Source organism: Nocardioides sp. J9, assembly GCF_007829375.1.
Taxonomy (GTDB): domain Bacteria; phylum Actinomycetota; class Actinomycetes; order Propionibacteriales; family Nocardioidaceae; genus Nocardioides.
The window spans coordinates 52,119-65,691 of record NZ_VLJQ01000050.1 but is presented as its reverse complement, the minus strand read 5'-3'; the positions used below and the strand labels follow the sequence as shown (position 1 = coordinate 65,691).

Below are 13,573 nucleotides of genomic sequence, written 5' to 3'. Positions count from 1 at the left end.
GGGCGAGCACCATCTGCACGGCCTCGAGGGCCGCGCCGGACGAGATCGAGAAGCCGAACTTCTGGTCCTCGTGCGCGGTGGCGATGAACTCGTGGGTGTGCGCCTCGACGCCGGCGGTCACCCGGACCATGACGGCCTGGGTGGTGCCGAGCTGGCGGGCGACGTCGGCGAGGCGCTCGACCTCCTGGAAGGAGTCGACGATGATCCGCCCGACGCCGGCGTGCACCGCGCGGCGCAGCTCCATGGCCGTCTTGTTGTTGCCGTGGTAGCCGATCCGGGCCGGGTCGACGCCGGCACGCAGCGCGACGGTCAGCTCACCGTTGCTGCACACGTCGAGGCACAGCCCCTCCTCCGCGACCCAGCGGGCGACCGCGGTGCAGAGGAAGGCCTTGCCGGCGTAGTAGACGTCGTAGCCGCTGAACGCGTCGCGGAAGGCCTGCGCCCGGGCGCGGAACTCGCCCTCGTCGAGGACGAACGCCGGGGTGTTCACGTTGGCCACCAGGTCCGGCACCGAGACGCCGCCGACGTGCAGCACGCCGTCGTCGTCCTTGCTCGCCGACGCCGGCCACAGCGCGGGCACCAGCGCGTTGACGTCCTCGGGCTCGCGCAGCCACACCGGCGAGGTGCCGGTGAAGCCGCCGGGCGAGACGTGCCCGCTCACATCCGCTCCGGCGCGGAGACGCCCAGCAGGTCCAGGCCGTTGGCGATCACGGTGCGGGTGGCGACGGTGAGCACGAGGCGGGCCTCGTTGACCGGCTGGACCGGCTCGTCGCCCTGCGGCAGCATCCGGCACTCGCGGGTGTCGTACCACTTGTTGAACACCGAGGCGGTGTCCTCGAGGTAGCGGGCGACCCGGTGCGGCTCACGCAGCTCGGCAGCGCTGGCGACGACGCGGGGGTACTCCGCCAGGGCGCGCAGCAGCTCCCCGTCACGCTCGTGCGCGAGCAGCGAGGGGTCGAAGCCACCCTCGGCGCCGGTCAGGTCGGGCAGCGACATGCCGAGGTCGCGGGCGTTCTCGATCATCCGGCAGGTGCGCGCGTGGGCGTACTGCACGTAGTAGACCGGGTTGTCGTTGGACTGCTTGGTGATCTCGGCGACGTCGAGCACCAGCGGCGAGTCCGCCGGGTAGCGGGCCAGGGAGTAGCGCAGCGCGTCGACGCCGATCTCGTCGGCGAGCTCGTTGAGGGTCACGATCGTGCCGGCGCGCTTGGAGAGCTTGAGCTCCTCGCCGTCGCGCATGATCTTGACCAGCTGGCCGATCATCACGTCGAGCGTCTGGTCGGGGTCGTCGCCGACGCACGCCGCCATCGCCCGGAGCCGGCCCACGTAGCCGTGGTGGTCGGCACCGAGCAGGTAGAGGCAGTTGTCGAAGCCGCGCTCCCTCTTGTTGAGGTAGTAGGCCGTGTCGGAGGCGAAGTAGGTCAGCTCGCCGTCGGACTTGATGAGCACCCGGTCCTTGTCGTCGCCGAAGTCCGTGGTGCGCATCCACAGCGCGCCACCCTCCTCGTAGACGTGGCCGAGGTCCTTGAGCCGCTGCAGGGTCTCGGGCACCGAGCCGGACTCGTGCAGGGACAGCTCGGAGAACCACACGTCGAAGTGGGTGTTGAAGCTCTCGAGCTGCTCCTGCTGCTCCTTGAGCTGCAGCTCGTAGCCCTTGGCCCGTACGGCGGCACGCCGCTCCTCGCCCTCGAGCTGGAAGATGCCGGGGCTGGCCGCCTCGACGGCCTTCGCGAGCTCGTCGATGTAGCCGCCGGCGTACCCGTCCTCGGGCTTGGGCTCGCCGAGCGCCGCGGCGATGATGGAGTCCGCGAAGTGGTTCATCTGCACGCCGCGGTCGTTGATGTAGAACTCCCGGGTCACCTCGGCGCCCGCGGCCGACAGCACCCGCGCGATGGCGTCACCGAGCACCGCCCAGCGGGTGTGCCCCAGGTGCAGCGGGCCGGTCGGGTTGGCGGAGATGAACTCGACGTTGACCTTCTGGCCGGCCAGCACCCGGGTGCGGCCGTACTCGCGCCCGGCGGCGACGACCTCGGCCGCCACCTTGCCCTGCGCGCCGGCCTCGACGCTGATGTTGAGGAAGCCGGGTCCGGCCACCTCGACCGCGCCGATCCCCTCGGCCGCGCGCAGCCGCTCCGCGAGCAGCTCGCCGAGCGCGCGGGGGTTGGTGCCGGCCTTCTTGGCCAGCTGCAGCGCGACGTTGGTCGCGTAGTCGCCGTGCCCCTTCTGCCGGGGTCGCTCCACCGTGACCTCCGCCGGGACGCCGTCGGGGAGGGTCAGGGCACCCGCGTCGACGAGCGACGTGAGGGCCTCGACGATGGTCGTGGAGAGCTGGGCAGGAGTCACCGGCCCAGCCTATCGGCGGGGGGGGGGGGGGGGGGGGGGGGGGGGGGGCCGGGGCATGTTGATTAGGCGACGCGGGAGTATCGCCCGGTAGTGTGCGCTCCGCGTCGCTGGACCCTGTCCGGCGACCTGCCTCCGTAGCTCAGGGGATAGAGCACTGGTTTCCGGTACCAGGTGTCGCAGGTTCGAATCCTGCCGGAGGCGCCCTCGTGCGCTTGCGGAGAAGGGCCAGGGAGCCGGCACGGCACCCTGGCCCTTCTTCGTGCCCGGGGCCGGCAGGCTTCGTGCCCGCGGCCGGCAGGAACTCCGGCGGCGGCCCGCGCGTTCAGGTGGAGACATGCGGAAGACGAAGCACCGACCAGCCCCGTCCGCCCGACGCGGCCCTGGCACCGGCGACGCCGGCGCCACGGCCCCCGAGGCGGACTGATGACGACGTTGCTGTCCCTGCTCCTCGGGTTGCTGGTGGTCTTGGCCATCACGGTGGCGACCGGCTACTTCGTGGCCCAGGAGTTCGCCTACATGGCGGTCGACCGCTCCCGGCTCAAGGCCCGCGCAGCAGCTGGTGACGCCACCGCGGCGCGCGCGCTGCGCGTGACGCGCCGGACGTCCTTCATGCTCTCGGGGGCGCAGCTCGGGATCACCGTCACCGGGCTCCTGGTCGGCTACGTGGCCGAGCCCCTCATCGGTGACTCGCTCGGCACGATGCTCGGCGGCGTGGGCGTCCCGATGCCGGTGGGCGTCGCCATCGGCACCGTGCTCGCCCTCCTCTTCTCGACGCTCGCGCAGATGCTCTTCGGGGAGCTGTTCCCCAAGAACCTCGCCATCGCCCGGCCCGAGTCCGTCGCCGATCGCCTGGCGCGCTCCACCCTGGGCTACCTCAAGGTCACCGGGCCGCTGATCTGGGTCTTCGACCAGTCGTCCAACCTCCTGCTGCGGGCGCTGCGGATCGAGCCGGTGCACGACGTCGAGCACTCGGCGACCGCCCGCGACCTCGAGCACATCGTCGCCGACTCGCGCGCCGCCGGCGACCTGCCGGAGGAGCTGTCGGTGCTGCTCGACCGCATCCTCGACTTCCCGACCCGGGACGTCGAGCACGCCATGGTTCCCCGCTCCCGGGTCGACGTCGTCGACACCAGCGCGACGCTGGAGCAGGTGCGGACGCTGATGGCCACCGGGCACTCCCGCTACCCCGTCGTGGACGGCGACGAGGTGACGGGCGTCGTCCACCTGCAGGACGTGCTCGCCTCGGAGCCCCCGGCTGACCTGACCGACCTGGTGCGGCCGGCGCTGGTCGTCCCCACCCGGATGTCCCTGCCGGTGGCGCTGGAGGAGATGTCCCGCACCGGCAACGAGATCGCTGCCGTCCTGGACGAGTACGGCGGCTTCGTCGGTGTCCTGACCCTGGAGGACCTCGCCGAGGAGCTGGTGGGCGAGCTGACCGACGAGCACGACACCGACACCCCGGTCCCGCTCATCATCGACGAGGGCAAGTCGTGGATCGTGCCCGGCGACGTGCCGCTGGACGAGGTCGAGCGGGCACTCGACCAGGACCTGCCTCCCGGTGACTACCAGACGCTCGCGGGGTTGGTCATCGCCGAGCACGGCCGTCTGCCACAGGTGGGTGACGTCGTCGACGTGCGCCTGCCTGACGACCCGGGCGACCTGATCCACGGGGAGGAGCCCCGCGCCCGCGTCGCACGCCTCGAGGTCGTGGAGGTCCACCAGCACGTCCCGGCCAGCGTGCGGGTCACCGTCCTGGCCGCCGAGGAGGATTCCTGATGGAGAGCCCGGTCGTGGTGGCAGCGGCCACCGTCCTCATCATCGCCGCCAGCGCGTTCTTCGTCGCCGTGGAGTTCGCGCTCATGGCCGCGAAGAAGCACCGCCTGGAGGACGCGGCGCTCACCAGCCGCTCTGCGCGCGCCGCGCTGCGCAGCTCCTCGGAGCTGACCGTGCTGCTCGCCGGCTCCCAGCTCGGCATCACGATCAGCGTGCTGGCGCTCGGGGCGATCACCAAGCCCGCGGTGCACCACTGGCTGACGCCGCTCCTCGAGGCGTGGGGCACCGCCCTCTGGCTCGCCGACGTCGCCGGTTTCGTGCTCGCCCTGGTCGTCGTGACGTTCCTGCACCTCGTCGTCGGGGAGATGGCCCCGAAGTCGTGGGCCATCGCCCACCCCGAGCGGTCCGCGACGCTGCTGGCGATCCCGATGCGCGGCTTCATGTGGCTGACCCGTCCCCTGCTCCGTGGCCTCAACGGCGCCGCCAACTGGTGCCTGCGCAAGGTCGGGGTGGAGCCGGTCGACGAGATGGCCGCCGGGCAGGACCCCGCGGCCCTGCGCCAGCTGGTCGAGCACTCCGCCAACGTCGGTGCGCTCGACGCCTCCTTCTCCGTCCAGCTCTCGAGCGCGCTGGAGCTCGAGACCCTGACCGTCGGAGACCTGCTCGGCGTGACGCCGCCGACCGCCGTGCACCGGGGTGCTCGCGTCGCGGACGTCCAGGACGCCAGCCGCGCGAGCGGTCACCTGCGCATCCTCGTGGGCGACGAGGAGCAGATGACCGGGGTCGTGCACGTCCGTGACACGCTCGCGCTCGCCCCGGACGAACCCGTCGACCCCCTCGTCCGGCCGGTGCTCGCGCTCGCCCCGGATACCAAGGTCTATGCCGCGCTGGCCCGTATGCGCGAGAGCAGCACCCAGCTCGCCGTGGTGACCGGAGGGGGCCGGGACCGGGCCCACGGCGTCGTCACCATCGCCGACCTGCTGCACCGGCTGTTCCCGCTCGCCGAGCAGCAGGTGCCGGGACGGCGGTAGCGTCCGGCCGCGCCGGTGCCGGCGCAGCAGCGGTCCGGCGACCGGGCCCGGCCATCCGACAGGCTCCCCCGTCGCCGTACCCTCCCCTCGTGCCGAGCGACTCCCCGACCCGCGTGACCATCCACACCGACGGGGCCTGCCTGGGCAACCCCGGGCCGGGCGGTTGGGGGGCGGTGCTGCGTTACGGCGAGCACGAGCTCGAGCTGTACGGCGGSGRGCCGGCCACGACGAACAACCGGATGGAGCTGATGGCGGCCATCCGGGCGCTCGAGGCGCTGACCCGGCCCTCGACCGTCGACCTGCACACCGACAGCAGCTACGTGCGCAACGGGATCATGTCGTGGGTCGCGAAGTGGAAGGCGAACGGCTGGCGCACCGCCGCGAAGGCGCCGGTCAAGAACGACGACCTCTGGAAGCGCCTCGACGCCGCGGCCGCGGTGCACGACGTGACCTGGCACTGGGTCAAGGGCCACGCTGGGGACCCCGGCAACGAGCGCGCCGACGCGCTGGCCGGCAGGGGCGCGCGCGAGGCCCGCGACGGCATCAGCACCGGTTGATCCGGGCGTCGCGGCGGGCGTCGTTGCCCCAGCGGCGGGCGGTGCCGGTGTCGGGCAGCACCACACTGGCTCCGTTGATGCTCGCCCCCCTGCCGGGCAGCACGCACGCGGTCACCTTGCCCGGGTCGACCTGGGCGATCGCCTGGGCGAAGCGGAAGAGCTCGGCGGGCGAGAGGCCGCGGGTGTAGAGGTTGCGCATCACCTTGAGCACCTGGGACTCGATGAAGCCCGGCTCCCTGGCCCGCTCGACGACGCGGTGGTGGATGCCGCGCAGCACGCGCTGCTGGTTGGCGGAGCGGTCGAAGTCGCCGCGCGGCAGCTCCTTGCGGACCCGGGCGAACTCGACGGCCTTCATCCCGTTCAGCCGCACCTTGCCCCGGGGCCAGCCGCGGGGGTGCAGGGCGGCATCGCCGAAGCGGCGCGGGTTGTCGACGGTGATGCCGCCGATGCCGCGGACCAGCCGGGCCAGGCCGCCGAAGGTCGCGACCACGACGTAGTCGGGCTGGACGCCGACGAGGTTGCCGACGGTGCGGCCGAGCAGCTGCGGGCCGCCGTAGTAGAGGGCGGCGTTGACCCGGTTGGACCCGACGCCGGGGATGGGCACCCAGCTGTCGCGCGGGATGCCGATCGCGGTCGCGGCACCGGTGCGGGTGTTGATGCCGACGAGCTGGAGCGCGTCGGCGCGCACCCGCAGCGGGTCGTCGCCGGGCCGGGCGTCGGAGCCGGCGGCGAGCACCCACACCACGTCGGGGTCGACCGCGACGCCCTCGGCGCGGTCCACCTTGACGACGGTGATGTCCGCAGGCGCAGGGGTGCTGTCAGGGACGACGACGGCGATCACCCCGAGCAGGAGTGCCAGCAGCGTCGTGCGGGCGAAGGCGTGCATCACGATCCCTTCCCTTCCTCGGAGCGGCGGACGTCGAAGCCGAACACCCGCCACCCGTCGACGGTCGGCGTGACCAGCAGCCGCCCGTTGACGACCTCGCGGCGGTCGAGGTCGTCGCCGACCAGGTCGAGCACGATCCGGAACCGGGCGGTGGCCCCGGCGAGCCGGCCGCGCGGGGCGGCCACGTCGACGCGGACGGTACGACGCACGATGGTGACCGACTCGAGGTCGGCGCCGATGCCGGCGTTGGTCAGCACGCCGCGCCGCTTGCGGGCCAGGGCCCGGGCGTCGGGGGTGAACCGCTCGAAGGCACCGGTGTGGTCGGTGCGGGGGTACTCCCCGCCGTACGCCCGGTCGGACCACTCCTCGACCAGGCCGCTCACCGCGCGGGCGACCTTCACCCGGCCCTTGTGGTCGAGCCGGCCGCGCACCTTGCCGATCTTGCGCACGGTGGGCACCTTGGTGACCTCCGTCGCACCGCCCTCGGGGCGCCCCTCGTCGTCGGGTTCGTCGCCGCCTCCCGAGCAGCCGCCCACGACCAGGGCGAGCGCGACGAGCAGCGCTGCCGACCCCCTCGTGAGGGCCCGTGGACCGGGCCGTTGTGGTGCAGGTCTCATGGTGTTCACCTCCGTCCGGTACCCACCACCAGAACCTGCTTCGTGACGTTTGTGCAACACGGCGAGCCAAAGGGTGACCGGAGGCGGTGTTTTCTTCGCCGGGGGACTAGCCTTGACGGTCGACACCGCCCGCTACCGGCGGCGGGGGGCCAACGCGCTATTCGGAAGAGGCGAAGCACGTCGTGACGCAGTCGTCAGACCAGTCCCACGGATCACCCGAACCCGTCGACTTCGGGGCCAATGAATGGCTCGTGGAGGAGATGAAGGAGAGGTTCGAGGCCGACCCCAGCAGCGTCGACCCGGCGTGGGCCGCGTTCTTCAAGGGCGCGGGCTCGAACGGCACGACGCGCACGGCGACCGCGACCACCGCGACGAAGGCGACGGCCCCGGCGACGAGCCCGGCGAAGGGTCCCGCCAAGGCCCCGGCGCAGGCCCAGCAGGACGCCGCCAGGACCTCCGCCCCGACGCCGAAGGCGAAGCCGGCCCCGCAGGTCTCCCCCGCCTCGAGCACCACCCCGGCTCCGCCGAAGGCCGACGAGAAGCCGACGCCGAAGGACGCGCCCCGCCCGGCCCCGGTGAGCGCCAGCGACGAGCCCACCCTGACCGTGCTGCGCGGCATCCCGGCCGCGACCGCGAAGAACATGGACATCTCGCTGTCCGTGCCGACCGCGACCTCGGTGCGCAACATCCCGGTCAAGCTGCTGTGGGACAACCGCATCGTCATCAACAGCCACCTCAAGCGCGCCCGCGGCGGCAAGGTGTCGTTCACCCACCTCATCGGCTACGCCATCATCAAGGCGATCAAGGCCCAGCCGGCGATGAACAACACCTACGCCGAGGTCGACGGCAAGCCGACGATGGTCACCCCGGCCCACATCAACCTCGGCCTCGCGATCGACCAGGTGAAGAAGGACGGCTCGCGCCAGCTCGTCGCGCCCTCCATCAAGGCGTGCGAGTCGATGGACTTCGCCCAGTTCTGGACCGCGTACGAGGAGATCGTGCGCAAGGCCAAGGACAACAAGCTGACCATGGAGGACTACTCCGGCACGACGGTCAGCCTCACCAACGTCGGCGGCCTCGGCACCAACAACTCGGTACCCCGGCTGATGCAGGGCCAGGCCGCGATCATCGGCGTCGGCTCGATGGACTACCCGCCGGAGTTCCAGGGCGCGTCCGAGGAGACCATCGCGCGCAACGCGATCTCCCGGATCATGACGATGACCTCGACGTACGACCACCGCGTCATCCAGGGCGCGCAGTCGGGCGAGTTCCTCGGCCAGGTGCACCGCTACCTGCTCGGCGAGGAGGGCTTCTACGACGAGATCTTCCGCGCCCTGCGCATCCCCTACGAGCCGATCCGCTGGAACAACGACATCGCGACGTCGCACGACGACGAGATCGACAAGCAGGCCCGGATCCTCGAGCTGATCCACGCCTACCGCGTGCGCGGCCACCTGATGGCCGACACCGACCCGCTGGAGTACAAGCAGCGCAGCCACCCGGACCTGCGCATCGAGTCGCACGGCCTGACGCTGTGGGACCTCGACCGCGAGTTCCCGACCGGCTCCTTCGGCGGCGGTGACCGCCGCTTCATGAAGCTGCGCGACATCCTCGGGATCCTGCGCGACTCCTACTGCCGCACCACCGGCATCGAGTACATGCACATCATGGACCCGGAGCAGCGCCGCTGGATCCAGGAGCGCGTCGAGCAGCCGCACTCCAAGCCGCCCCGCGAGGAGCAGCTGCGGATCCTGCTGAAGCTCAACCAGGCCGAGGCGTTCGAGACCTTCCTGCAGACCAAGTTCGTGGGCCAGAAGCGCTTCTCCCTCGAGGGTGGCGAGACCACGATCCCGGTCGTCGACGAGATCGCCGAGGCGGCCGCGCAGGCCGGCCTCGACGAGGTCACCATCGGCATGGCCCACCGCGGCCGCCTCAACGTGCTGGCCAACATCGTCGGCAAGTCCTACAACCAGATCTTCCGCGAGTTCGAGGGCAACATCGACCCGCGCACGGTCCAGGGCTCGGGCGACGTGAAGTACCACCTCGGCGCGGAGGGCACCTTCGTCGCCGGCACCGGCGAGACCATCAAGGTCTCCGTCGCGGCGAACCCCTCGCACCTCGAGACGGTCGACCCGGTCCTCGAGGGCATCGCCCGCGCCAAGCAGGACGTGCTCGACCAGGGCGAGGCGTTCCCCGTGCTGCCGCTGCTGCTGCACGGCGACGCGGCCTTCGCCGGCCAGGGCGTGGTGGCGGAGACGCTCAACCTCTCCCAGCTGCGCGGCTACCGCACCGGCGGCACCGTCCACGTCGTCATCAACAACCAGGTCGGGTTCACCACCTCCCCCGGCTCGTCGCGCTCGACGCTCTACTGCACCGACGTGGCGCGCATGGTCCAGGCGCCGATCTTCCACGTGAACGGCGACGACCCGGAGGCCTGCATCCGCGTGGCGCGGCTGGCGTTCGAGTACCGCCAGACCTTCAACAGCGACGTGGTCATCGACCTGGTCTGCTACCGCCGCCGCGGCCACAACGAGGGCGACGACCCGTCGTACACGCAGCCGCTGATGTACGACCTGATCGAGCAGAAGCGCTCGGTGCGCAAGCTCTACACCGAGTCCCTCATCGGTCGTGGCGACATCACGATCGAGGAGGCCGAGCAGGTCCTGCGCGACTACCAGCAGCAGCTGGAGCGGGTGTTCACCGAGGTCCGCGAGGCCGACACCAAGCCCGACGCGTGGACGACGGTGCCGGACTACCCGGAGAAGCCGGTCGGCGAGACCGAGACCGCGGTGCCCTTCGAGGTGCTCAAGCGGGTCGCGGACGCCTACGTCACGCCGCCCGAGGGTTTCACCGTGCACCCGAAGGTGATGCCGCAGCTGCAGCGTCGCGCCGCCGCGATCACCGAGGGCCCGATCGACTGGGGCACCGGCGAGATCCTCGCCTTCGGCTCGCTGCTGATGGACGGCCGACCGGTCCGCCTGGCCGGCCAGGACTCGCGCCGCGGCACGTTCGTGCAGCGCTTCGCGACGATCATCGACCGCCACAACGCCGACGAGTGGACGCCGCTGGCCAACCTCACCGAGGACCAGGCCAAGTTCTTCGTCTACGACAGCCTGCTGTCGGAATACGCCGCGCTCGGCTTCGAGTACGGCTACTCGGTCGCCCGCCCGGAGGCGCTCGTCCTGTGGGAGGCGCAGTTCGGTGACTTCGTCAACGGCGCGCAGTCGGTCATCGACGAGTACATCTCCGCCGGCAAGACCAAGTGGGGCCAGGACTCCGGCGTCGTGCTGCTGCTGCCGCACGGCTACGAGGGCCAGGGCGCGGACCACTCCTCCGCCCGCATCGAGCGCTTCCTGACGCTCTGCGCGGACGAGGCGATGGTCGTCGCCCAGCCGTCGACCCCGGCGTCGTACTTTCACCTGCTGCGGCGGCACTCGCTCGGCAACGAGCACAARCCGCTCATCGTGTTCACGCCGAAGTCGATGCTCAAGCGCAAGGAGGCCGCCTCGCAGCCGGCCGACTTCACCTCCGGCGAGTTCCGCCCGGTCGTCAGCGACGACACCGTCGACCCCGCCAACGTGAAGACGGTGCTGCTGGTCTCCGGCCGGCTCACCTGGGACCTCGTGGTGGAGCGCAAGAAGCAGTCCCGCGAGGACGTCGCGATCCTGCGCGTGGAGCAGCTCTACCCGTGGCCGACCGAGCAGATCAGGGCCGAGCTCGCCAAGTACCCGAACGCGAAGGTCAAGTGGGTCCAGGACGAGCCCTTCAACCAGGGCCCGTGGCCGTCGTACCACCTCAACGTGGTGCCCTTCCTCGACCGGGAGATCGAGCCGGTCACCCGCCCGGCGTCGTCGACCACTGCGGTCGGCACCGCCAAGCGGCACCTCGAGGAGGCCAAGGTCCTCATCGGCAAGGCGTTCGAGTGACCGAGCTGGTGGGTCGCTGATGTACTTCACCGACCGCGGGATCGAGGAGCTCGAGCAGCGGCGGGGTGACGAGGAGGTCACCCTGGCCTGGCTCGGCGAGCGGCTGCAGGAGTTCGTCGACACCCACCCGGAGTTCGAGGTGGCGGTCGAGCGCTTCGCCACCTGGCTGGCGCGGCTCGACGACCCCGAGGACTGACCACCCGGCCGCGCCGCGCCGGACGCAGACAGGGAAGGGCCCCGCGGAGACCAGGTCTTCGCGGGGCCCTTCGTCGTGCCGGCGGCCGTGGGAGGTCAGCCGACCGGCGCCGGCTCGCGGGCCGGCTGCTCGGCGACGGACTCCGAGAGCCCGAACCGGCGGTGCACCGCGCGCAGCGGGGCCGGCGCCCACCAGGCCCGCTCCCCCAGCAGCCGGATGCTCGCCGGGAGCAGCACGCCGCGGATGAGGGTGGCGTCGATGAGGATCGCCAGCCCGGTGCCCAGCCCGAAGAACTGGATGAAGCTGACGGAGCTCACCAGGAACGCGAAGAAGCTGATCGCGATCAGGGCGGCGGCGGTGCTGACGATCCGGCCGGTGTGGGCCAGGCCGTGGACCAGCGCCTGCTCGTTGTCGAAGCCGTGGTCGCGCATCTCCTTGACCCGGCCCATCACGAAGACCTCGTAGTCCATCGAGAGGCCGAAGGCGACGCAGAACAGCAGGACCATCATGCTGCTGTCCATCGGCTGCGGGGTGAACCCGAGGACGTCGGCCAGGTGGCCGTCCTGGAAGACCCACACCATCGCGCCGAGCGTCGCGCCGAGGCCGAGCGCGTTGAGCAGCAGGGCCCGCAGCGGCTGCACGACGCTGCCGGTGAACAGGAACAGGATCACCATCGTCGTCAGCACCAGCCAGCCGAGCACGACCGGCAACCGGTCGCCGATGCCGGTCATCTGGTCGTGCAGCTCCGCGCTGGCGCCGCCCACGAGCGCCTCGACGCCGGCCGGGCCGGGCACCGAGCGGACCTCGTCGACGAGCTCGCGGGCCGCCGACGAGCGCGGGTCGAGGTCGGTCACGACCGACACCAGGTGCGCGCCGTCGCCGGGGCGGTCCTCGACGCGCACCACGCCGTCGAGACCGGCGAGCTCCTCGCCGTACGCCGCGACGTCGGCCGGCGTCACGGACCCGTCGAGCACCACCTGGACCGGGTGGGTGCCGTCGCCCCGGAACTCCGAGCGCAGCGCGTCACCCGCCTGCCGGCTCGACGCGCTCGTCGGCAGCACGCGGTCGTCGGGGGTGCCGAGCTCGATCCCGGCCAGCGGGACCGCCGCGACCAGGAGCACCGCGACCACCGGCAGCGCACCGACCAGCGGGCGCCGGGTGACGAACCGGGCCAGGCGCGCCCACGCCGGGGCCTCCTCGCCCCGGATGCCGCGCACCTTCGGCAGCCGCCACGCGTCGATGCGGTCGCCGAGCACGGCGAGCCCGGCCGGCAGCACGACGACCGCGCTGAACGCGGTGATCAGCATGACTCCGATGCCGGCGTAGGCGAACGAGCGCAGGAAGTACATCGGGAACACCAGCAGCGAGGCCAGCGCCACGGCCACGGTGGTCGCGCTGAACGCGATCGTGCGACCCGCGGTCTCGACCGCGCGTCGTACGGCGGCGTCGTGGGTCCGGCCCCCGGCGCGCTCCTCGCGCACCCGCGCCACCATCAGCAGGCCGAAGTCGACGGCCAGGCCGAGCCCCAGCCCGGTGGTCAGGTTGATGGCGTAGATCGACACGTCCGTGGTCGAGCCGAGGATCGACAGCTCCGCGAAGGTGCCGAGGATCGCGACCATGCCGACGCCGAGAGTGACCAGCGCGCCGACGACGTTGCCGAAGGCGAGCACGAGCAGCACGAGGATGAGCGGGATCGCGATGCTCTCGGCCAGGCCGAGGTCCTTGCCGATCTGGCCGCCGATCTCCTCACCGACGACCTCCCCTCCGCCGACGTGCACGGTGAGCGGTCCGGCGTCGGTGGCGTAGTCGTCGAGCACCGCGGCAGGGTCGGCCTCGGCGCCAGCGGCGACCGAGGCGGTCACCAGGGCGTGGCTGCCGTCGGTCGAGCGCATCGGGCCCGCGCGGGTGTCGAAGTACGACGTCACGTCGGCCAGGTCGGGGTCGGCGGTGAGGCGGTCCGTGAGCTCGCGGCCGGCTGCGGCCGAGGCGGGTGAGTCGACGTCGCCGTCGGCCGCCTCGACGACGAAGACGTAGTCGGAGCCACCGGCGAAGCGCTCCTCCAGCAGGGCCGCGGCGCGGCTGCTGTCGGAGGCGGGGTCGTCGAAGCCCTCCGTCTCCAGCTTGCCGAACGCGCCGACCCCGACGACGGCGGCGGCGACGACGGCGATGGCGCCGAGCGCGAGCACCCAGCGCGAGCGGCGGGTGACCAGCTCCCCGATCCAGTGGAACAACATGGCGTCCTCC

9 protein-coding genes, 1 tRNA gene and 1 pseudogene are annotated in these 13,573 nt (G+C 71.9%); 6 read left to right on the top strand and 5 right to left on the bottom strand.

What is annotated here, in order from left to right; all coding sequences use genetic code 11:
* Positions 1–661: pseudogene (locus L615_RS24020) on the bottom strand (diaminopimelate decarboxylase family protein); the annotation flags it as partial.
* Positions 658–2,343, bottom strand: a complete 1,686-nt coding sequence (argS, locus tag L615_RS04185) for an arginine--tRNA ligase (RefSeq protein WP_145724219.1) — start codon at positions 2,341–2,343, stop codon at positions 658–660. The pseudogene L615_RS24020 and the gene argS, both read right to left, overlap by 4 nt.
* Positions 2,344–2,471: 128 nt before the next feature.
* Between argS and L615_RS04180 the strand changes: the two genes are divergently transcribed.
* The 4 genes from L615_RS04180 (at position 2,472) to rnhA (ending at position 5,704) form a co-directional block, all read left to right on the top strand.
* Positions 2,472–2,544: transfer RNA gene (locus L615_RS04180), tRNA-Arg, on the top strand.
* Between the two features lie 222 nt (positions 2,545–2,766).
* A complete protein-coding gene (locus tag L615_RS04175) occupies positions 2,767–4,119 on the top strand; it encodes a hemolysin family protein (protein ID WP_145724218.1) in 1,353 nt (450 codons plus the stop codon).
* Positions 4,119–5,147 carry a hemolysin family protein gene (locus L615_RS04170; RefSeq protein ID WP_145724217.1) on the top strand — a complete coding sequence of 343 codons (1,029 nt, stop codon included), beginning with the start codon at positions 4,119–4,121 and terminating at the stop codon, positions 5,145–5,147. The genes L615_RS04175 and L615_RS04170 overlap by 1 nt, the downstream gene beginning before the upstream one ends.
* Before the next feature lie 89 nt (positions 5,148–5,236).
* Entirely contained in the window at positions 5,237–5,704 is a 468-nt protein-coding gene (rnhA, locus tag L615_RS04165; RefSeq protein WP_222430435.1) for a ribonuclease HI, read from the top strand.
* Here the strand turns inward: rnhA and L615_RS04160 are convergent.
* Entirely contained in the window at positions 5,691–6,590 is a 900-nt protein-coding gene (locus L615_RS04160) for an LCP family protein (protein WP_145724216.1), read from the bottom strand. The genes rnhA and L615_RS04160 overlap by 14 nt on opposite strands.
* Complete coding sequence (locus L615_RS04155; RefSeq protein ID WP_145724215.1) at positions 6,590–7,207, bottom strand: hypothetical protein; 618 nt, start codon at positions 7,205–7,207, stop codon at positions 6,590–6,592. The genes L615_RS04160 and L615_RS04155 overlap by 1 nt, the downstream gene beginning before the upstream one ends.
* Positions 7,208–7,389: 182 nt before the next feature.
* On the opposite strand from L615_RS04155, the gene L615_RS04150 reads away from it, so the two are divergent.
* Positions 7,390–11,133: a multifunctional oxoglutarate decarboxylase/oxoglutarate dehydrogenase thiamine pyrophosphate-binding subunit/dihydrolipoyllysine-residue succinyltransferase subunit gene (locus L615_RS04150; RefSeq protein WP_028655633.1), complete on the top strand. Its 3,744-nt coding sequence runs from the start codon at positions 7,390–7,392 to the stop codon at positions 11,131–11,133.
* 19 nt (positions 11,134–11,152) lie between these two features.
* Positions 11,153–11,329, top strand: coding sequence for a DUF6104 family protein (locus L615_RS23100; protein WP_179650634.1), 177 nt, complete (start codon positions 11,153–11,155; stop codon positions 11,327–11,329).
* Between the two features lie 95 nt (positions 11,330–11,424).
* On the opposite strand, the gene L615_RS04145 is transcribed toward L615_RS23100, so the two are convergent.
* Positions 11,425–13,563, bottom strand: coding sequence for an MMPL family transporter (locus L615_RS04145; protein WP_222430434.1), 2,139 nt, complete (start codon positions 13,561–13,563; stop codon positions 11,425–11,427).
* Positions 13,564–13,573 lie beyond the last annotated feature (10 nt).